Source organism: Confluentibacter flavum (assembly GCF_002843175.1).
Classification (GTDB): domain Bacteria; phylum Bacteroidota; class Bacteroidia; order Flavobacteriales; family Flavobacteriaceae; genus Confluentibacter; species Confluentibacter flavum.
In genome coordinates, this window is the sequence record NZ_PJEO01000013.1 from 31,317 (window position 1) to 52,529 (window position 21,213).

At 33.0% G+C, this 21,213-nt stretch carries 18 protein-coding genes; 14 read left to right on the forward strand and 4 right to left on the reverse strand.

The annotated features are described in order from the left end of the window. Positions 1-32: 32 nt before the first annotated feature. Positions 33-1,133 carry an acyloxyacyl hydrolase gene (locus tag CSW08_RS02715; protein ID WP_106658378.1) on the forward strand — a complete coding sequence of 367 codons (1,101 nt, stop codon included), beginning with the start codon at positions 33-35 and terminating at the stop codon, positions 1,131-1,133. A 55-nt stretch (positions 1,134-1,188) separates the two neighbouring features. Next, positions 1,189-1,935, forward strand: coding sequence for a head GIN domain-containing protein (locus tag CSW08_RS02720; protein ID WP_203226840.1), 747 nt, complete (start codon positions 1,189-1,191; stop codon positions 1,933-1,935). Here CSW08_RS02720 and CSW08_RS02725 read toward each other — a convergent pair. The 3 genes from CSW08_RS02725 to gldA all read right to left on the reverse strand — a co-directional run bounded on the left by CSW08_RS02725 (position 1,921) and on the right by gldA (position 6,206). After that, positions 1,921-3,108, reverse strand: coding sequence for an acetate/propionate family kinase (locus CSW08_RS02725; RefSeq protein WP_106658379.1), 1,188 nt, complete (start codon positions 3,106-3,108; stop codon positions 1,921-1,923). The genes CSW08_RS02720 and CSW08_RS02725 overlap by 15 nt on opposite strands. A gap of 7 nt (positions 3,109-3,115) precedes the next feature. Then, positions 3,116-5,206, reverse strand: a complete 2,091-nt coding sequence (gene pta / locus CSW08_RS02730) for a phosphate acetyltransferase (RefSeq protein WP_106658380.1) — start codon at positions 5,204-5,206, stop codon at positions 3,116-3,118. Positions 5,207-5,309: 103 nt separating this feature from the next. Continuing rightward, complete coding sequence (gene gldA, locus CSW08_RS02735) at positions 5,310-6,206, reverse strand: gliding motility-associated ABC transporter ATP-binding subunit GldA (RefSeq protein WP_106658381.1); 897 nt, start codon at positions 6,204-6,206, stop codon at positions 5,310-5,312. Between the two features lie 424 nt (positions 6,207-6,630). Here gldA and CSW08_RS02745 point away from each other — a divergent pair, with 424 nt between their 5' ends. The 4 genes from CSW08_RS02745 (at position 6,631) to CSW08_RS02760 (ending at position 10,732) form a co-directional block, all read left to right on the forward strand. Continuing rightward, complete coding sequence (locus CSW08_RS02745; RefSeq protein ID WP_106658383.1) at positions 6,631-7,458, forward strand: prephenate dehydratase; 828 nt, start codon at positions 6,631-6,633, stop codon at positions 7,456-7,458. Next, positions 7,455-8,600: a pyridoxal phosphate-dependent aminotransferase gene (locus CSW08_RS02750; protein WP_106658384.1), complete on the forward strand. Its 1,146-nt coding sequence runs from the start codon at positions 7,455-7,457 to the stop codon at positions 8,598-8,600. Before CSW08_RS02745 ends, CSW08_RS02750 begins: the two co-directional genes overlap by 4 nt. Positions 8,601-8,683: 83 nt before the next feature. Beyond that, positions 8,684-9,535, forward strand: a complete 852-nt coding sequence (locus CSW08_RS02755; protein WP_106658385.1) for a prephenate dehydrogenase — start codon at positions 8,684-8,686, stop codon at positions 9,533-9,535. A gap of 114 nt (positions 9,536-9,649) precedes the next feature. Continuing rightward, the gene (locus tag CSW08_RS02760; RefSeq protein ID WP_106658411.1) at positions 9,650-10,732 is read left to right on the forward strand and encodes a bifunctional 3-deoxy-7-phosphoheptulonate synthase/chorismate mutase type II; all 1,083 of its coding nucleotides are present in this window, start codon (positions 9,650-9,652) and stop codon (positions 10,730-10,732) included. Between the two features lie 53 nt (positions 10,733-10,785). On the opposite strand, the gene CSW08_RS02765 is transcribed toward CSW08_RS02760, so the two are convergent. Further along, a complete protein-coding gene (locus CSW08_RS02765) occupies positions 10,786-11,466 on the reverse strand; it encodes a hypothetical protein (protein ID WP_106658386.1) in 681 nt (226 codons plus the stop codon). A 100-nt stretch (positions 11,467-11,566) separates the two neighbouring features. Between CSW08_RS02765 and rsgA the strand changes: the two genes are divergently transcribed. The 8 genes from rsgA to rlmN all read left to right on the forward strand — a co-directional run bounded on the left by rsgA (position 11,567) and on the right by rlmN (position 21,190). Further along, positions 11,567-12,517 (forward strand): ribosome small subunit-dependent GTPase A, encoded by a 951-nt coding sequence (gene rsgA / locus CSW08_RS02770; RefSeq protein ID WP_106658387.1) that lies wholly within the window; start codon positions 11,567-11,569, stop codon positions 12,515-12,517. Between the two features lie 73 nt (positions 12,518-12,590). Next, positions 12,591-13,043: a D-aminoacyl-tRNA deacylase gene (gene dtd / locus CSW08_RS02775; RefSeq protein WP_106658388.1), complete on the forward strand. Its 453-nt coding sequence runs from the start codon at positions 12,591-12,593 to the stop codon at positions 13,041-13,043. Positions 13,044-13,214: 171 nt separating this feature from the next. After that, on the forward strand, positions 13,215-15,128 hold the full coding sequence (locus tag CSW08_RS02780) for a DUF3857 domain-containing protein (RefSeq protein ID WP_106658389.1): 1,914 nt from the start codon (positions 13,215-13,217) through the stop codon (positions 15,126-15,128). Beyond that, positions 15,129-17,147 carry a DUF3857 domain-containing protein gene (locus tag CSW08_RS02785; RefSeq protein ID WP_106658390.1) on the forward strand — a complete coding sequence of 673 codons (2,019 nt, stop codon included), beginning with the start codon at positions 15,129-15,131 and terminating at the stop codon, positions 17,145-17,147. Next, a complete protein-coding gene (locus tag CSW08_RS02790; RefSeq protein ID WP_106658391.1) occupies positions 17,147-17,473 on the forward strand; it encodes a nucleotide pyrophosphohydrolase in 327 nt (108 codons plus the stop codon). The genes CSW08_RS02785 and CSW08_RS02790 overlap by 1 nt, the downstream gene beginning before the upstream one ends. A gap of 66 nt (positions 17,474-17,539) precedes the next feature. Next, positions 17,540-18,781 carry a 3-phosphoshikimate 1-carboxyvinyltransferase gene (locus CSW08_RS02795; RefSeq protein WP_106658392.1) on the forward strand — a complete coding sequence of 414 codons (1,242 nt, stop codon included), beginning with the start codon at positions 17,540-17,542 and terminating at the stop codon, positions 18,779-18,781. 119 nt (positions 18,782-18,900) lie between these two features. Continuing rightward, complete coding sequence (queA, locus tag CSW08_RS02800; protein ID WP_106658393.1) at positions 18,901-19,950, forward strand: tRNA preQ1(34) S-adenosylmethionine ribosyltransferase-isomerase QueA; 1,050 nt, start codon at positions 18,901-18,903, stop codon at positions 19,948-19,950. Between the two features lie 199 nt (positions 19,951-20,149). After that, complete coding sequence (rlmN, locus tag CSW08_RS02805; protein WP_106658394.1) at positions 20,150-21,190, forward strand: 23S rRNA (adenine(2503)-C(2))-methyltransferase RlmN; 1,041 nt, start codon at positions 20,150-20,152, stop codon at positions 21,188-21,190. Positions 21,191-21,213 lie beyond the last annotated feature (23 nt).

The window sequence follows — 21,213 nt, forward strand, 5'->3', positions numbered from 1 at the left end:
ATAGTACATTTACCAAATAAGCAAATGCTTTAATGAAGCCATTTTTAACCTACACGTTTATTTTTGTTGCACTGCTTGGTTTTTCACAAGACAAAGAACATACATCGTATTTTGATGTCAACTATTTTAAAGGAAACATTTCCTTACATAATAATGATATTCTTCATCTAATTAAAGGGCATCCAGAAGGTGTTATTTTAAGTTGGAATAAAAAAACCTATGGATTTAACAATTGGGAACAACGTTACAACTATCCAGATTATGGAGTCTCGTTCATTTATCAGAATTTAAAAAATGATGTTTTAGGAGATAATTATTCAATGTACGCGCATTATAATTTTTATTTTTTCAATCGGAATGTAATGATGCGTATCGGTCAAGGTTTGGCTTTAACAACAAATCCGTACGACAAAGAAACAAACTATAGAAACAATGCTTTTGGGTCTAAATTATTAAGCAGTACGTATGTGATGCTTAATTACAAAAAAGAACGAATTGTAGATAATTTTGGTTTGCAAGGGGGCTTGTCTTTAATTCATTATTCCAACGCAAACCTAAAAGCACCCAACACCAGTATTAATTCCATTACTTTAAACTTAGGGGTTACTTATAATTTAGATGCTGAAGAACCAGAATACATCACCACATTATCCCAACAAGGCAAAGAAAAATACACTCAGACATTAAAATATAATCTCGTTTTTAGAACGGGGATTAATGAAAGTGATGTTGTTGGTAGCGGACAATTTCCATTTTATATAGTGTCTGCGTATGTGGATAAACGTATCAATGTGAAAAGTGCATTTCAGTTAGGAACCGAAGTGTTTTTTTCTAATTTTTTAAAAGAGTATATTCATTATAGGTCGGTGTCTTATCCAGAAGAGCCCACAACCGGAAATGAAGATCATAAACGTGTTGGTGTTTTTGTTGGTCATGAGCTATTTGTTAACAGGACATCGCTGGTTACACAATTAGGATATTATGCCTATTATCCGTTTGATTTCGAAGGAAGAACCTATTTTAGAGTGGGGTTAAAGCGTTATATTAATGATAATTGGTTTGGTGCTTTAACGCTAAAATCGCACGGAGCAAAAGCTGAAGCCGTAGAATTTGGAATAGGGGTGAGGTTATGAAAAACTGGAAATGATAAATAATAGTAGATTCCTGCTTTTGCAGGAATGACAAAAGATGAAAAAAATAATATACATATTAATTTCTATTTTGATGATTGCTTGTAATAGTGAACAGGCGGGCGACTGTTTTCAAACATCGGGAATTATTATTCAACAAGAAGTGATGCTTTCTAATTTTGATAAAATATTAGTAAATCGTGATATTGAATTAATTTTGAAAGAAGGTCTAGAGCAAAAAGTAATTATTGAAACCGGTAAGAATTTATTAAATGATGTTGAAGCGGTGGTTACCGATGGAAAACTTATTATAACAGATAATAATAGTTGTAATTACGTGCGTGGTTATGGCATTACAAAAGTGTATATTACATCTCCAAACATTACCGAAATTAGAAGTTCTACACAATACGATGTTCGGTCAGATGGCGTTTTAACATACCCAACGTTGACTATTTTATCTGAGGATTTTAATGTACCGGATAGTTTTACCATTGGAAATTTTTATTTGCAATTGAATAATGATGCTTTTAACGTGGTATTTAATAATATATCGAATTGCTATGTTTCAGGCAATACCAATAACTTAAATATCACTTTTGCATCTGGGGGGTCAAGGTTTGAAGGGGAAAACCTTATTGCTCAAAACGTAACAATTTGGAACCGAAGTTCAAACGATATGATTGTAAACCCACAGCTATCCGTAAAAGGAAAAATTTCAGGAACAGGAGATGTGATTTGCTTAAACCAACCTCCTATTGTGGATGTTGTTGAACAATATAAAGGTCGATTAATTTTTAAATAAATTCATCGATTGTTTAACGATTTCCAATTCTTCATTAGTTGGAACTACCAAGATTTTTGCTTTTGAATCCTCTTTGTTGATAGCTCGAATGGTTCTTAAATCAGAATTATTTTTTTCAGTATCCAAATTAATGCCAAAAAACTCTAAATCTTCACAAATTAGTTGGCGCATATATTTTGAATTTTCACCAATACCACCCGTAAATACAATAGCATCAAGTCCGTTTAACACAGCAGCATAACTTCCTATATATTTTTTTATTCGATATGCATTCATATGTAAAGCCAATAAGCAATCGGTATTGCCTTTTGAAGCCATAGCTTCAATATCTCTTAAATCGCTATAACCAGTAAGCCCAAGCATACCACTCTTTTTATTCAATAGGGTATTTATATCCTTTAAATGGTATTTTAGTTTGTCTTTTAAATGAAAAATGATGGAAGGGTCAATGTCACCAGATCGTGTTCCCATAATTAAACCGCCAAGTGGTGAAAAGCCTAAAGAATGATCGATGCTTTTGCCATTTTTTATAGCGGTCATACTGCAACCATTTCCTAAATGAATGGTGATCATTTTAGATTCTTTTTTATCTAAAAACGCAATGGCTTTTTCTGAAACATATTTATGGCTTGTGCCGTGAAAACCATACAAGCGGATATTATGTTCGATTAAAAACTCATTAGGAATCGCATATTTATAAGCATGTTCTGGAATACTTTGATGAAAAGCAGTATCGAAAACAGCTACCTGTTTTGCATTGGGAAAAATATCTTCGGCCACTACGATGCCTTCTAAATTGGCAGGATTGTGCAAAGGGGCTAAAGACGATAATGCTTTTATTTTCTCTTTAACTTCTTCAGTAATTTCGGTAGTATTACTAAAATAAATACCGCCATGTACCACTCTATGACCAACAATAGCAATATCTTCAGGTAGTTTTATAACGCCTATGTTTTTATCCAAAAGATGTTGCGCTACTAGTTTTAAAGCTATTTTATGATTTGAAATCTGAGACTCTAACTCAATAGTATCTTTATTGGTTTTAAATTTGAAAATAGAATCATTAAAACCAATACGCTCTACAATTCCAGAGCATAAAATGGTTTCATCTGGCATGGAGAATAATTGAAATTTTAAAGAGGAGCTTCCTGAGTTTAAAATGAGTACTTGCATATATATGTTAAAGTTCTTGAGCTTGAATGGCGGTTATAATTACGGTGCTGTAAATATCATCTACAGTACACCCTCTACTAAGGTCGTTAACGGGTTTGTTCAGTCCTTGTAAAACGGGGCCGATAGCCAAAGCTCCTGTTTCACGTTGCACCGCTTTGTAGGTGTTGTTACCAGTATTTAAATCTGGAAAAATTAATACACTGGCATGTCCTGCCACTTCAGAATCTGGCATTTTGCTTTTTCCAATACGCATGTCTACAGCGGCATCATATTGAATAGGCCCTGCAATTTTTAAGTCTGGAGCTTGTATCTTAACAATTTCTGTGGCTTCCCTTACTTTTTCAACATCAGCACCTTTACCTGAAGCACCAGATGAATAAGATAACATAGCCACTTTGGGTTCTATACCAAAATCTTTAGCAGTTTGAGCAGAGGAAATTGCAATTTCAGCTAACTCTGTAGCATTTGGGTTTGGGTTTATGGCACAATCACCAAAAACAGAAATCCTGTCTTCTAAACACATAAAGAATATAGACGATACAATATTAACGCCTGGTTTGGTTTTAATGAATTGCAAAGCTGGCAGTAAGGTATGTTGGGTGGTGTGCACTGCTCCCGAAACCATACCATCAGCATGGCCTTTGTAAATCATCATGGTTCCAAAATAGGATACATCTGCCATGGCATCTCTAGCCATTGCCAAATTAACATTTTTGTGTTTTCTTAGTTCATAAAGGGTGTTAACATAATCTTCAAAATAAGGTGATTTTGTAGGATATACAATGTTTACATCTTTTAAATCTAAAGGAATATCAAATTTTTCAACAAGCTCCTTTATCTTATCTTCATTACCTATAAGCGTTAATTTTACAACTTGTGCATTAATCAACCGGGCAGCTGCACGTAATACACGTTCATCATAACCTTCGGGCAACACAATGTGTTTTTTATTTTTTAAGGCACGTTGCAATAAATTATATTGAAACATTCTGGGCGTAAATATATCTGATTCAAATGTTATTAATTTATCCGCTAATTTATCCGTATCTACATGTTTTTCAAATGTGGCAATGGCTGTTGTGATTTTTTCAGTGTTATCGGCATATATTCTTGGTTTGATAGTACCAATACTATTGGTAACCAAATAGGTGCCTCCATTAACACTAATTATGGGAACAATACTAGAAAGACCTTCAATAAGTTTTAGTATAGATTCTTCAGGAATAAGCCCCCCTGTTAAAATAATCCCCGAAATTTTAGGATAGTTTTTAGAGATATTGGCTTGTAAGGCACCAAGAATAATATCGGCACGATCTCCCGGAGTTATTACCACTGCATTATCTTTTAAATGCGTCAAATAATTGCGTAATTGCATAGCACCAACACTAAAGTTTTCAGAAAGATTGTGTAACATGTCGTTTCCAAAAAGAACCTTTCCATTTAGTGATTTTACAATTTCTTTTATGGTAGGGCTTGATAAACTATGAATCATTGGAATAACAGTGATATCTGTATCATTGTTTATACGCTCTTTTAATAGACGTTTTAATTCTTTAAGATTATTGGCATGTACTTTATTGGTCATAATGGAAAGTACATCGGCTTCTTGTTTAAAAGTGTCATATGCCAATTGCACATTATCAACAATGTCCCTTAAATCAGTTTTGTCACCTCTTGTAACGATGATTACAGGAAGTCCCAGATTTTTTGAAATGAGCATATTAATATCTAATTCCAGACTTGAGTTGTCATGCGAAAAATCGGTGCCTTCAACCAAAACGATGTCAAATTGATTCTCTAGATATTTGTATTTACGAATGATTTCATCAATAACGTCTCCAGATTTTCCTTGATTGTACAGGTTAAGAACTTCATTTCTAGTAAAAGCGAAGCATTTCTTGTAATCAATATTAATTTCAAAGTATGATAGTACGGTGTTGATGTGGTTATCGATTTCACCCTCGTCAATATCATCAATTATGGGTCTAAAATACCCGACTTTAGCCGTTTTGCCCAATAGCATACGCATAAGGCCCAAAACCACAACCGATTTGCCACTACTTGGTTCAATGGCGGCTACATAAATTCCTTTACTCATAATTCCCCTTTGTTTTTAAAATATATGCAAAATTAATGTCTTCATATATTTGTAAAACTGATTAATATCATACCTCTCAAAAATTATAGAAGAAAGTATGCTGTTATTTTGAAGTTAAATCTCTAAAAAGAGATTCTAAACTTGCATTTTTTTGATTAAGCTGTAAAATCTTCAATTGATTATCATGTGCAAAATCAAACACATAAGCGCGCATATCATCTGATGTCGAAAAGGTTATTTCATATACAAAATCGTGTGTGTTAACAACGTTTTTTGCTTTTGGTAATTTTAATAAAAAAGCATCTTCAACTCTATAGTCAAATTCCACAACAACGGTTTGTTCTTTACTATCACGAAGTTCCTGTAGTTTTTTATCAGCAACAATTTGTCCTTTGTTTATAATGATAACGCGGTCGCACATGGCTTCCACCTCTTGCATGATGTGGGTAGAGAGAAACACGGTTTTTTTCTTGCCAATGGTTTTAATTAAATGTCTAATATCCACTAATTGATTGGGATCTAAACCTGTTGTAGGTTCATCAAGAATCAACACTTCTGGGTCATGTAACAAGGCATTTGCTAAACCCACACGTTGGCGATATCCTTTAGATAATTGGCCTATTTTTTTATGCGATTCTGTAGTTAAGCCCGTTTGTTCAATAACTTCATTAATTCTGTCTTTCGCAACATTATATATAGTCGCATTGAAGGATAGATATTCTTTAACGTACATATCTAAATACAATGGATTGTTTTCCGGTAAATACCCAACACTTTTTTGAACACCTTCAACATTATCAGTAACATCATGTCCATTTACCTTGGCATTACCAGCATCACTTTTGAGGAACGTGGTTAAAATTTTCATCATGGTAGACTTTCCTGCGCCATTCGGCCCTAGAAAACCAACAATTTCTGGGTTATTTATTTTAAATGATACATTATTTAAAGCTTTTTGGTTTCCGTAAAGTTTAGAAACACCTTCAACTTCTATTGACATATTTAAATAGTTTGCTCAAAAATAATGATTATATCGCGTAATGTAAGATTTGATGTTAAATCTTTAAAACTTTTAATAAAATTGAAAAAAAATAAATATTCGATTTTGATTTATTAAAATATTAATTACTTTAGCGGCTTAATTATGAAACCTTCATAAAGATTTTAAATTCCTTACGGAATGATTGAATGAAGGTTGCATGTAACAATTGGGAAAACAATAAATAACCCACATGAAAGCAGTATATTATACATATTTTAGCAACTTTTATTTCTTTTTTAGCAAAAGGATCGAGGCGTTGTATGTATAATTTATAAGATATAAATTTAATATAAGTCTCGATGAAAATCGGGACTTTTTTTTGTTCAACTTTTGGTTGAACAACCTCCATGAAGATGGAGGTCTAAAAAATAAAAACTAGATTTTGATAAAAACGGTTGCCATACAGGGAATAAGAGGATCTTTTCACCATATTGTTTCATTGCAATATTTTGAAAAACCTGTCCGCGTTATAGAATGTATGACGTTTGATGGCGTTGTGGAATCTTTAATAACTAATGAGAGTGATGCAGTAATTATGGCCTTAGAAAATTCCATTGCGGGATCCATTTTACCTAATTATGCTTTGATAAATAAGCATGATTTGCATATTGTGGGCGAGCATTATTTGGATATTCAACATAATTTAATGGCGCTGCCTAATCAAACGATCGAGGATATTAAAGAAGTGTATTCGCATCCCATGGCGTTGTTGCAATGTAAAGAGTTTTTTAGAAACTATCCGCATATCAAACTTGTTGAAGATAAAGATACTGCTGAGGTTTCCGAGCGCATCCATAATCATCAACTTAAACAGGTAGGCGCTATTGCAAGTGTTATGGCCGCAGACATTTTTGAATTGGATATTTTGGCACACAGTATTCAAACCATAAAACATAATGAAACCAGATTTGCTATTGTTAAAAGAGTAAATTCTGAAGTTCCTGAAAATGAAATTAACAAAGCTTCACTAAAATTTGAAGCAGACCATAAACGGGGTAGTTTAGCAACCATATTGAATGTGATGAGCGATTGCAAATTGAATTTAACTAAGATTCAATCCATGCCCATTATAGAAACACCTTGGAAATATGCTTTTTTTGTTGATGTTACTTTTGAAACGTATGCCGATTTTAAGAAAGCAAAATCCATTATAGACATTATGGCTATTAATTTTAGAGTATTGGGTGAATATAAAAATGCTAAGTTATGATAGAAGTAGCAGATAGATTGAATACTGTTGAAGAATACTACTTCTCAAAAAAATTAAGAGAGGTAAATTTGCTAATTGCAAATGGAAAGCCTGTTATTAATTTAGGTATTGGTAGCCCAGATATGCGGCCGCCACAAAAAGTTATTGATGCTTTGGTAGAAAGCTTGCAAGATGTTAATGCGCATAAATACCAGAGTTATCAAGGTCTTCCGGCATTACGTGAAGCTATGGCTGGATTTTATAAAGAACATTTTAATGTGTCTTTAAGTCAGACAACAGAAATTTTACCATTAATGGGAAGCAAGGAAGGTATTATGCACATTTCTATGGCTTTCTTAAATAAAGGAGATGGCGTGTTAATTCCAAATCCGGGATATCCAACATATCAATCGGTGACAAATTTAGTAGAAGCTAAGGCTATGTTTTATGAACTAGACGAAACTAACAATTGGTTTCCAGATTTTAAAGCCATTGAAAAGCAAGATTTAAGTAAGGTAAAGTTAATGTGGGTAAATTATCCGCATATGCCAACAGGAGCAGGTGCTACTGAGCAATTATTTAAAGATTTAATAGCTTTTGCAAAACGGTATAATATATTAATCGTTAATGATAATCCGTATAGTTTTGTATTAAACGATTCGCCAAAAAGTATTATGAGCATTCCTGGGGCAAAAGATGTTTGCTTAGAGCTTAATTCGCTTAGTAAAACATTTAATATGGCTGGATGGCGTGTAGGTATGGTTGTGGGAGATAGTAATTATATTAACCATATTTTAAAAGTTAAAAGCAATATGGATTCTGGAATGTTTTATGGCATTCAAAAAGGGGCTATTGAAGCTTTAAAATGTTCAAGCATGTGGTTTGTTACATTAAATAGTGTTTACAGAAAGCGTAGAGAGTTGGTATGGAAACTAGCCAAGGCATTACATTGTACGTATGATGAACATGCTACCGGACTTTTTGTTTGGGCAAAATTACCTCCAAACATAAAATCGGAGGCATTTATAGATTCAATATTAAATATCAATTATATATTCATAACACCGGGAACCATTTTTGGCAGTAAAGGTGAAGGATATATCAGGTTTTCTTTATGTGCTTCGGAAGAAGAATTAGTGGAAGCCATTGCAAGATTAAAATAAGTTTACAGTCACAGTAAACAGAAAAGTAATAAATAAAATCCGTAACATTCCCTCTCCTTTGGAGAGGGTTAGGGAGAGGAAAAATGAAAAATATATACATCATAGGTGTTGGATTAATAGGCGGAAGTTTAGCTTTAGAACTAAAGAGGCTAGACCCTACCGTAACTATTTATGGCATCAGTAGAAAAGAAACTACTTTAGATGAAGCCATGTCTTTAAACTTAATTGATAGAAAAGCAACTATTGATAACATTGTAAATGCCGATTTAGTGATTTTATCTATTCCCGTTGATGCCGCGGTTAAGTTATTGCCATCGCTTTTAGATACCATACCAGAAAAAGGATTGGTCATTGATGTAGGATCAACTAAAGAAGCCATTTGTAAAGTGGTTGAAAATCATCCCAAAAGAAAGCATTTTTTAGCCATGCATCCCATAGCAGGAACCGAATATTCTGGTCCTAAGGCAGCTATATATGATTTGTTTCAAAATAAAACCAACATCATTTGTGAAGAGGATAAAACAGATGAAGCTCTTAAGAATAAAGTGTTGAATTTTTTCACTACAATTGGCATGAAACTAAGGCGCATGAATCCAGAGTCACATGATAAGCACATTGCGTATGTCTCTCATTTATCGCATATCAGTTCATTTATGTTGGGTAAAACCGTTATTGAAAAAGAAAAAAATGAACGCGATATTTTTGATATGGCTGGGAGTGGATTTGCTTCAACGGTGAGACTTGCAAAAAGTTCACCAGAAATGTGGACTCCCATTTTCAAACAGAATAAAGTTAATGTTATTGAAACATTAGAAGAATATATTACAAACCTCACTCATTTTAGGGATATGATGAAACAAGATGATTTTGAAGCCATTTATAATGAGATGAAAAATACCAATCATATAAAAGACATATTAAAAGGAATCAATTAAAGTAAAAAGTAATAGTTAAAAAGTAAAAGTTAATAAATTAATAGAAATAGATTTTTTCCGCTTGTACTGAGCAAAGTCGAAGTATTGGGAAACTATCTGAAAGACAAAAGGGATATGGAAAACAAGAAGGAATTAAGAGGCTGGTTAGATGATTTAAATTTAGATCATCCTTTGGTTATCGCAGGACCATGCAGTGCAGAAACAGAAGAACAAGTATTAAGAATAGCTCACGAGCTAAAAGATACGGATGTTAACTATTACAGAGCAGGCATTTGGAAACCAAGAACACGACCAGGCATGTTTGAAGGCGTTGGGGCTTTGGGTTTAAAATGGTTGCAAAAAGTAAAAGCTGAAACTGGTATGAAAACAGCAACCGAAGTTGCTAATGCAGCCCATGTAAAATTAGCTTTAGAGCATGATGTAGATTTATTATGGATTGGCGCACGCTCCACAGTGAGTCCGTTTATTGTTCAGGAAATTGCAGATGCCTTAAATGGAACCGATAAAATCGTATTGGTTAAAAACCCAGTGAATCCAGATTTGGCCTTATGGTTAGGTGCTATTGAACGTTTGGCAACGGCTAATATTAAAAAATTAGGAGTCATTCATAGAGGGTTTTCAACATACGAAAAAACAAAATACAGAAATAATCCAGAATGGCAATTGGCGATTGAGTTACAAACAAAATTTCCAGATTTACCAATAATTAATGACCCATCACATATTACGGGAAAACGAGATATGATTTTTGATGTGTCTCAAACGGCTTTGGATTTGAATTTTGATGGATTAATGATTGAAACACATTTTGATCCAGATAATGCTTGGAGTGATGCATCTCAGCAAGTAACACCAAAAGTATTGATTCAAATTATGAAAGATTTGAAGATAAAAAAAGAGACCGATCCCGAAGCGGACTATAATAAGAATCTTGATAATTTAAGGGCTCAAATTGATATTGTAGATAATCAAATTATAGATTTACTTGGTAAGCGAATGAAAGCTGCCGATAGTATTGGAGTTCTTAAAAAACAAAAAAACGTTGCCGTTTTACAATCCAAACGGTGGAATGAAATATTAGGCAAAATGGTTCTTGAAGGAGAATCTAAAGGATTAAGCGAAGAGTTTGTTTTAAAAATGTTTAAAGCGATTCATCAAGAATCCATCAATCACCAAGAGAAGATTATTAATGGTTAAAAAAAAAGAGCCTCACAATTGTGAGGCTCTTTTTTTGATAGTTTATTGAAAAATTAATCTTTTACTTCTTCTCCTTCTTCTTCTTTACTGTTTTTAGTATAGGCCAATCTTCGTGATGCCTTTCTCATTAAAATATTAATTAAGTCTTCGGTATCACTACCAATACTTCCACTAACTTTTTTATTGTAATTCCAAAGTAAAACACCATCGGCAGTATTATGAACACTCATATTAATTGTGGCACTATTTGTGTTCCCAAAAAACCCAAATAAAACACCCAATGCGACAGAAGCACCTTCAGACATGGGTTTGTTAGTTTCAAAATCACCAGAAATTATCGCATCCACTCCAAGAATCGTAGCCAACTCTTGAGGAGTAGAATCCATAATATTATTATAATCAATATTCTGTTTTTTTAATGTGGCATTAGTAGTTCTGGGATCCTGAATGTCTAAAGATTCAAGGTCACCTCTCTTTTTTCGTTTTAGAAACCAAGAATACATAGCTGTTTGAATACTTTCACCTTCAGATTTTTCAATGCGGTTAAGTTGTTCCGCAGTCATGTCCTTCATTTGTTTTGGACGCAATTTCACTTGGGTTTTAAATGGAACCATGGCAATGATTTTGTGACTTTTTGCAATTTCATCAAAATCTGGGTTTTCATATAGGCTGGTTTGTGAAAACATACTTTGAAAGAATGCCAATAGTAAAATGGATAATAAAATTTTTTTCATGTGGTTGTTGATTTTTGTTTATCTCGCAATATATGGTTTTTTCTCACGGTATATTATAACTAAATGTTGTTAATTTGTATAAGTAATTATTTAATCATTAATGACAGGACTTGTTTATAAATCTACTGGAAGTTGGTACACGGTTAAAACCGATTTAGGCGACACTTACGAGTGCCGTATTAAAGGTAAATTCCGAATGAAAGGGATAAAAAGTACCAACCCCATTTCAGTTGGCGATGTTGTAGATTTTGAATTGGAAACTGATAATAATCAAGTTTCGGGAATCATTAATAATATCCACGACAGAAAGAATTACATCATTAGAAAATCGGTCAATTTATCGAAGCAAACGCATATTATTGCGGCAAATATCGATCAGGTTTTTTTATTGATTACCATAAACAATCCGCCAACGTTAACTAGTTTTATCGATAGGTTTTTAGTTACGGCCAATGCCTACCAAATAAAAACTATTTTGCTTTTCAATAAAATTGATAGCTATGATGAGGAAACATTAAATGAAGTAAAGTTTCTGGCCTATGTGTACAGAAAGATTGGTTATGAGTGTATTGGTGTTTCAGCCAAAACAGGTAAAAATGTTGACAAGGTTAAATCCATCATGCAGGGTAAAGTAAATATGTTTTCTGGTCATTCTGGAGTCGGGAAATCGACACTTGTTAATACAATTGAGCCAACTTTAGATATTAAAACCAAAGAAATTTCAACACTACACATGCAAGGACAACATACTACTACGTTTGCCGAAATGTTCGACTTAACTTTTAATGCCAAAATAATTGATACGCCCGGAATTAAAGGTTTTGGAGTTGTGGACATGGATAAAGAAGAGATAGGCGATTATTTTCCGGAATTTTTTGCTCTTAAACAGCATTGTAAATTCCATAATTGTTTGCATGTACAAGAACCAAACTGTGCTATAAAAAAAGCCTTAGATAATGATGAGGTTGCCTTTTCACGTTACCGTAGCTACATTCAAATACTTGAAGGAGAAGATGAACATTATAGAACCGATAATTGGGAAAATCAGTAAGCAGTATTTAGTCTCAGTTTTCAGTTTAAGAAATATTTAAAAAATAGAAGTCCCTTTGGGGATTTAGGGGCTTATGAAGGTTGTCATTCAAAGAGTTTTAAAAGCAAGTGTAACAATTGAAGATAAAATAGTAGCTTCCATTGGTCATGGTCTTTTAATCCTTCTGGGAATCGTTGATAAAGACACCCAAGAAGATATAAACTGGCTCAGTAATAAAGTTGCCAACCTCAGAATTTTTGGTAATGAAAACGGTGTGATGAACAAGTCCATTTTAGAAATACACGGAGATGCTCTTGTTGTTAGCCAGTTTACATTGCATGCTTTAACCAAAAAAGGCAATCGTCCGAGTTATATAAAAGCAGCAAAACCAGCTGTTGCCATTCCCATATATGAGGCCTTTGTAAAGCAATTGGAATTAGATTTAAATAAAAAAGTTCTGACAGGAGAATTTGGTGCGGATATGAAAGTGGAACTAACAAATGATGGTCCGGTAACCATTATAATTGATTCAAAAAACAAAGAGTAAATACAATTATACATATGGGAATATAGTCTTTCCCTTATTTTATTATCTTATCTGTAAGATTTTAGCTTATAAACTAAAAAGCTAAGCATTACAACGAAATATGATTTTTCTCATGTAATTATAAGCTTAAAAAGAATATATTTAAGGCTTTAATCATATTTTGCACAATAAATGAATGTAAAAAGCATAGCGATTATTTTTGTTTTATTCTCAACAACATATCTTTTTTCACAAGAAAATTTATATTCTTTCACTTCAATTCCCGAAAATCTTAAACAAAATGCTAATGCTGTCGTTAGGCTGCATCAAGTAAATGTTTCGTTGAATTCTATAAATAATATGGATGTTTCTGAAAAACGTATTATTACTGTTTTAAACAAACAAGGAAACGATAATATTGATGCTTATGTACATTATGATAATAACGTAAAAATTAAAGAATTAGAAGTTCTGGTTTTTAATCAGTTTGGTAATGAAATAAAAAAAATTAAAAAGAACGATTTTAAAGATGTAAGCGCTGTAGATGGCGGCACATTGTATTCTGATTCAAGAGTTAAATATTTAGAATATATACCCATTTCGTATCCTTATACAGTTGAATTTAATTACTCATTAAACACATCTAATACGGCATTTATATCACCATTCATACCTATTGATAGCTATTTTTTAAGTGTTCAAAATAGTTCTTATACTATAAACTTCCTCAGTGATATAACTATGAGAACCAAGGAAGTTAATTTAGAAGGTTTCGATGTCACTAAAGAAGAACTTTCAAATAAAATTAGCTATAGTGTAAAAAACATGGAGGCCTTGAAGCCAGAAGATTATAGCCCTAATTTGGTAGATATGTCTCCAAAAGTATTAATTGCTTCAAAACAATTTACATTAGAAGGGGTGTCGGCTCAGGTTGAAAATTGGTACGACTTTGGAAAATGGATTTATGATGATTTATTAAAAGATACAAACGATTTATCAGCTGAAACGGTGTCTTACATTCAAAATTTGGTTAAAGACGAAAAGAATAATATTGATAAGGCAAAAAAAATATATCAATATGTACAGGACAAATCCAGATATATTAGTGTTCAAGTTGGTATTGGCGGATGGAAACCTTTTAATGCTTCAGAAGTTGATAGGTTGAGTTACGGAGACTGTAAAGGTTTAACGAATTACACCATGTCTTTACTTAAAGCGGCCAATATAGAGTCTAATTATACTGTTCTGTACGCAGGTGAGAATCAAAGAAGTATGGATCCACATTTTGCTTCCATGCAGGGCAATCATGCTATTTTATCTATTCCAACAGAAAACGATACACTTTGGTTAGAATGCACCAGTCAAAAAGCTCCTTTTGGTTTTATTGGTGATTTTACCGATGATAGAGATGTGTTGGTTGTAACACCAGAAGGAGGTAAAATTCAACATACCAAAAAATATACAACGGAAGAAAATACCCAACACTTAAAAGGACGCTATGCGGTATCAAATACTGGTGATATTGATGTAAAGGTGAATGTGAATTCTAAAGGAATTCAGTACGATAATAAATATATATATGAAACCCAAACCAAAAGAGATTTAGATACCTATTATAAAAGTAGATGGAATTATGTTAACGGTATTACCATTAATAACATGCAAATTACCAACGACAAAGAGCAAATAGCGTTTATTGAGGATGTTAATTTTATAGCTGGTAATTATACCAAAATAGCTGGGGATAGAATGTTAATTACATTAAATGCTTTAAATAGGCAGACAGAAATTCCGGATCGATATAGAGATAGAAAATTTCCACTTAAAATTAAAAGAGGCTTCAAAGATGTAGATGAAGTTGAAATAACACTACCATCAGATTATAAAATTGAAGCGATGCCTAATAATGTTTCCATAGAAAATAAATTTGGAAATTATGGAGTTGAAATTGAAAAAAGAGATGAACATACACTAATTTATAAAAGACAGTTTGTTGTAAATGATGGAGAGTTTCCTAAAGAAGATTACGAAGCCTTTAGGGATTTTTTCATAGAAGTATCAAAACAAGACAATACCAAAGTAGTACTAATTAAAAACCAACACTAAATGAGAACCACCACATTATTGCTCAGCTTATGTTTTTCCATAACGACATTAGCTCAAAACTATGATTTTGGAAAAGTTTCGAGAGAAGAACTAGAGGAAAAACAAAATCCTTTAGATACTTCGGCAAACGCAACCTATTTATATAAAAACCGAAAAACCTATCTTCAATATGATCAAACCCAAGGATTTCAACTAATTACCGATATCCATGAACGTATAAAAATATACAATCAAGACGGGTTTGATTATGCTACAAGAAAAGTAGAACTTCACAAGAGCGGAAGCGATGAAGAAAAACTTTCAAGTTTAAAAGCCAATACCTTTAATCTGGTTGATGGAAAGATAGAAGATACAAAACTAGATAAAGATGGCATTTTTAAAACAGAACTTTCTAAGTATAATAATGAAACGACATTTACAATGCCAAATATAAAAGAAGGAAGTGTTATTGAGTATAAATATAATATTGTTTCTCCTTTTTATTGGAATGTTGATGATTTCGTGTTTCAGCATGCCATTCCAGTAAAAAAATTAGAAGCATCCTTTGAAACACCAGAATATTTTAATTTTAAATTAAACACCAAAGGGTATTTAATGGTGACACCAAAAGTTGAGACCAAAAATGATAAAATTACGTTTACAAGTAAAGAAAGGTCAGGTCGAGGCGGATTTGGTGCGGCGTCTATTTCAACTAGTTTTAGTACATCTAGTTTAGATTTCATGAAAACAATAACATCCTATAATCTTTCAGATATCCCGGCATTAAAAGATGAACCTTATGTAAATAATATTGCTAATTACCGTTCGGCTATTCAATATGAATTATCCTATACAAAGTTCCCTCAGTCACCCTTAAAATATTATTCCACAACATGGGAAGATGTGGTTAAAACCATATATGATAGCCCAAATTTTGGGTCTGAGTTAGATAAAACAGGTTATTTTGAAGGAGATATCGATGCTTTAATAAGTACTATTTCAGAACCAATGGCAAGAGCATCATTAATTTTCAACTTTGTAAAAACCAAGGTAAAGTGGAATAATTATATTGGTAAATATACAGAGGTTGGTGTAAGGAAGGCTTATAAAGATCAAGTAGGAAATGTTGCCGAAATAAATTTGATGTTAACAGCTATGTTACGGCATGCAGGTTTGAATGCAAACCCTATTTTGGTTAGTACGAGACAAAATGGTATCCCACTATTCCCAACCTTGGATGGTTACAATTATGTTATATCTGGTATAGAAATAGAACAAGGTGTCATTCTTTTGGATGCTAGTAACAAGTATTCTATGCCAAATATTTTGCCAACTACTGCTTTAAATTGGGAAGGACTAATAATTAGAAAAAATAAAAGTTCATCTACAATAAGTTTGTATCCAAACCAACCTTCTAGAAATACAGTAACGATGATGGCCAATCTAGATAGAAGTGGTAATATAGAAGGAAATTATAGATCTGTAAAAACAAATCATGATGCTATGTTATACCGGGCAGGTTATTTAGAAACCGATAAGAACCAATTTCTGGAAAGCCTTGAAAATAAATACAATGGCATGGAAGTTTCTGATTATGAAGTTGTAAACGATTATAATTTATCTGAACCAATTACAGAATCATACAAATTCTCATTAGAAAGTCAAGCAGATGTTATAGGAGATAAGTTATACTTTTCACCCATGTTCTTTTTAAAAACAAATGAAAATCCTTTTAAATTAGAAAAGCGAGAGTTCCCTGTTGATTTTGGGTATCCATCAGAAATAGCATTTAGGATATTAATTAACTTGCCAGAAGGATATAAAATTGAAAATATGCCAGAACCGGCAGCGGTTATTATGCCAGATAACTTAGCGGAATTTAAATATTTTGTTTCTGGAAATGAAAAAAGTATCCAACTTATAGTTTCAACTAAAGTAAATGCACCTATTATTTCACCTATGTATTATGATAGTTTAAAGGAATATTTTAATAAATTTATTGAAAAAGAAGCAGAACAAATTATTCTCACTAAAATATAATGGACATTAAAAACGCACAAATAATAGTAGATGATTGGATAAGAGACCATGGCGTTCGCTACTTTAACGAACTTACCAACATGGCACAACTTACCGAAGAAGTAGGTGAGGTAGCACGTATTATTGCGCGCCGCTATGGTGAGCAAAGCGAAAAGGAAAGTGATAAGGATAAAGATTTGGGAGAAGAACTCGCCGATGTTTTATTTGTGGTCTTGTGCTTGGCTAACCAAACAGGTGTCGATTTACAAGAGGCTTTTAATAAGCGAATGGACAAGAAAGCTAAACGCGATCATGATAGGCATCATAATAATGAAAAATTAAAATAATTTATAAGTATCTTTGAACGCTTCTTCCAATAGCTATTGGAAGAAGCGTTTTTTTAATACATTATAATGGATATTACACTTCACAAATCACAAATCGTAAATCGTCAATCAAAGATCACCATTACAGGCTCTAAAAGTGAATCTAATAGATTGCTCTTATTAAAAGCTTTGTACCCAGAATTTACTTTGGAAAACATTTCAAATTCTGATGATAGTAATTTAATGACCCAAGCATTAATTTCAGATTCTGATATTATAGATATTCATCATGCAGGAACGGCCATGCGCTTTTTAACCGCTTTTTTGTCTATTCAAGAGGGTAAGGAAGTTATTATTACAGGCTCTCAACGTATGAAAGAACGTCCGATTAAAATTTTAGTTGATGCATTAAATGAGCTGGGAGCAGATATTAGTTATACAGATAATGAAGGCTTTCCACCATTAAGAATAAAAGGGAAAAAGTTAACAAATAATAAAGTGTCGCTTCAAGCAAATGTAAGTAGCCAATATATTTCGGCTTTACTATTAATTGCATCCAGACTTGAAAATGGATTGGAATTAACGCTCGAAGGAGATATTACATCCATTCCGTACATAAAAATGACATTGGCACTTTTGGAAGAAATCGGGATAGAAACATCCTTTATTGAAAATACAATAAATGTTAAACCCAATACCCAGCACCCAACACCTAACACTCAAAACCCAACAACCTTAATAGTGGAATCCGATTGGTCTTCGGCATCCTATTACTTTAGTATTGTGGCTTTATGCGGCGTTGGTACAGAAATAACCTTGTCTTCCTACAAGGAAAATTCATTACAAGGCGATTCCGTTTTAGTAGATATTTATAAACATTTTGGAGTCGTTTCGACTTTTAATGACAACAAAATTACTTTAAGAAAAGAAACTTTTAATGTTCAACCTTTAACTTTAAACCTTCAAAATGCACCAGATATTGCTCAAACCATCGCTGTAACCTGTTTCGGATTAGGAATAGCATGCGATTTAACAGGGCTCCATACATTAAAGATTAAAGAAACAGACAGATTAGTAGCTTTAAAAACCGAAATAGAAAAGTTGGGCGGAGAGGTTGACATAACCGACGAATCTTTGCATCTATCACCTTCTGAAAAAATAAATAAAAATATTCCCATTGCCACGTACCACGACCATAGAATGGCTATGGCTTTTGCACCTTTGGCATTAAAAACAAATATAATAATTGAAGATGCGAACGTGGTTTCAAAATCCTATCCAACCTTTTGGGAAGACCTAGAATCTATTGGTTTTAAAATAACAAAATAATAAACTGGTTTTTACTTGACAAGGCCTATCTCACGATTGTATATTTGCAGCCTGATTTTTAAAAGCTGAAGCAAAAACTTTAAACTTTTAAACTCTTAAACTTTTAAACATTATTTTAAATGAAATTATCACACTTCGGATTCAATTTACCAGACGAATTATTAGCAGAATATCCAGCAGAGAACAGGGACGAATCTCGTTTGATGGTTTTAAACAGAAAAACACAAACCATAGAGCACAAAATGTTTAAAGATATCATGGATTATTTTGACGAAGGAGATGTCATGATTATAAACAATACAAAGGTATTTCCTGCAAGATTGTATGGTAATAAAGAAAAAACAGGAGCTAGAATTGAAGTGTTTTTATTAAGGGAATTAAATGAAGAGCAACGTCTTTGGGATGTTTTAGTAGACCCTGCCAGAAAAATAAGAATAGGTAATAAATTATATTTTGGTGATGACGATACGCTTGTTGCTGAGGTTATAGATAATACAACATCTCGCGGACGTACATTACGTTTTTTATATGATGGTTCTTATAAAGAATTTAGAAATAAACTAACCGAATTAGGCGAAACACCACTCCCTAAATATATAAAAAGAGAAGTGCAACCAGAAGATGAAGAACGTTACCAAACGATTTTCGCTAAAAATGAAGGTGCTGTAGCAGCACCAACGGCTGGACTTCACTTTTCAAAGCACCTTTTAAAACGATTGGAAATTAAGGGCGTTAATTTTGCCGAAGTCACTTTACATGTTGGTTTAGGAACTTTCAACCCAGTAGAGGTAGAAGATTTATCCAAACATAAAATGGATAGTGAAGAATTAATTATTAATTCAAAAGCGGTAGACATTGTTAATAATGGCATTAAAAATAAAAAGCGTATTTGTGCCGTAGGTACAACAGCTATGCGCGCTATAGAAAGTTCAGTATCCTCAAATGGCAAGTTAAACGAAATGGAAGGTTGGACCAACAAGTTTATTTTCCCTCCATACGATTTTAGTATTGCAAATTGCATGATTACTAACTTTCACACACCAAAATCAACATTGTTAATGATGGCATCAGCATTTGGTGGCGTAGATTTTGTTAAAAAAGCATACCAAGAAGCGATTAAGGAAAAGTATAAATTCTATAGCTACGGTGATGCCATGCTAATAATATAAATTTAAAAGCCTTGTGTATTCAGGGCTTTTCTTTTTTGTCATTACCGCGAAATGTGAGATTCACGGATACATATTCTAAAATAAGAATCAATGAGTAAGGCAGGAATCTCTTTTTTAAAGTTTTAGAAATTTTTTTCAAATTAGAGTTTCCCTCCTTTGGAGGGATTAAGGGAGGCTTTTTTCATTATTTTTGCATCTTATGACAGTTACAAAAAAAGACATTCGGGCATTATCAAAAGAAGACCTTAGGGATTTCTTTATAAAACAAGGTGATAAAGCATTTAGAGGCAATCAGGTTTACGAATGGCTTTGGCAAAAAGCGGCACATTCGTTTGATGGAATGACCAACCTTTCAAAAGAAACCAGAGATCTTTTAGAACATCATTTTGTTATCAACCACATTCAGGTTGATACCATGCAACGAAGTAAAGATGGAACCGTAAAAAATGCAGTAAAATTACATGATGGCTTAATTGTAGAATCTGTTTTAATACCAACTGCTACTAGAACAACAGCCTGTGTATCCAGTCAGGTTGGTTGTAGTTTGGATTGTAAATTTTGTGCCACCGCAAGATTAAAACGCATGCGTAATTTAAATCCTGACGAAATTTATGATCAAGTGGTTGCCATCGACCAAGAAAGCAAATTATATTTTAACAGACCACTTAGTAATATTGTTTTTATGGGCATGGGCGAACCGCTCATGAATTATAATAATGTCATTAAAGCCATTGATAAAATTACCTCTCCAGAAGGTTTGGGGATGTCTCCTAAACGAATCACGGTGTCAACATCTGGTGTGCCAAAAATGATTAAAAAAATGGCAGATGATGACGTTAAATTTAATTTGGCTGTGTCGCTGCATTCCGCTATTGATGAGGTAAGAACATCCATCATGCCGTTTAACGAAACCTTTCCTTTGGCAGATTTAAAAGAGGCTTTGGAATACTGGTACATGAAAACCAATCGGAAAATCAGTTATGAATATGTGGTTTGGAAAGGTATTAACGATAGCCAAAAAGATATCGATGCTTTTGTGAAATTCTGTAAATATGTGCCTTGTAAAGTTAATATTATAGAATACAATCCCATTGATGATGGCGAATTCCGGCAGGCAAGCCCAGAAGCTATAGAAAATTATATTTATCATTTAGAGAAACATAGAATTGTAGTGAATGTGCGCCGAAGCCGAGGAAAAGATATTGATGCAGCTTGCGGACAATTAGCTAATAAATCCTAATATATATTTTTGTCATTCCTGCG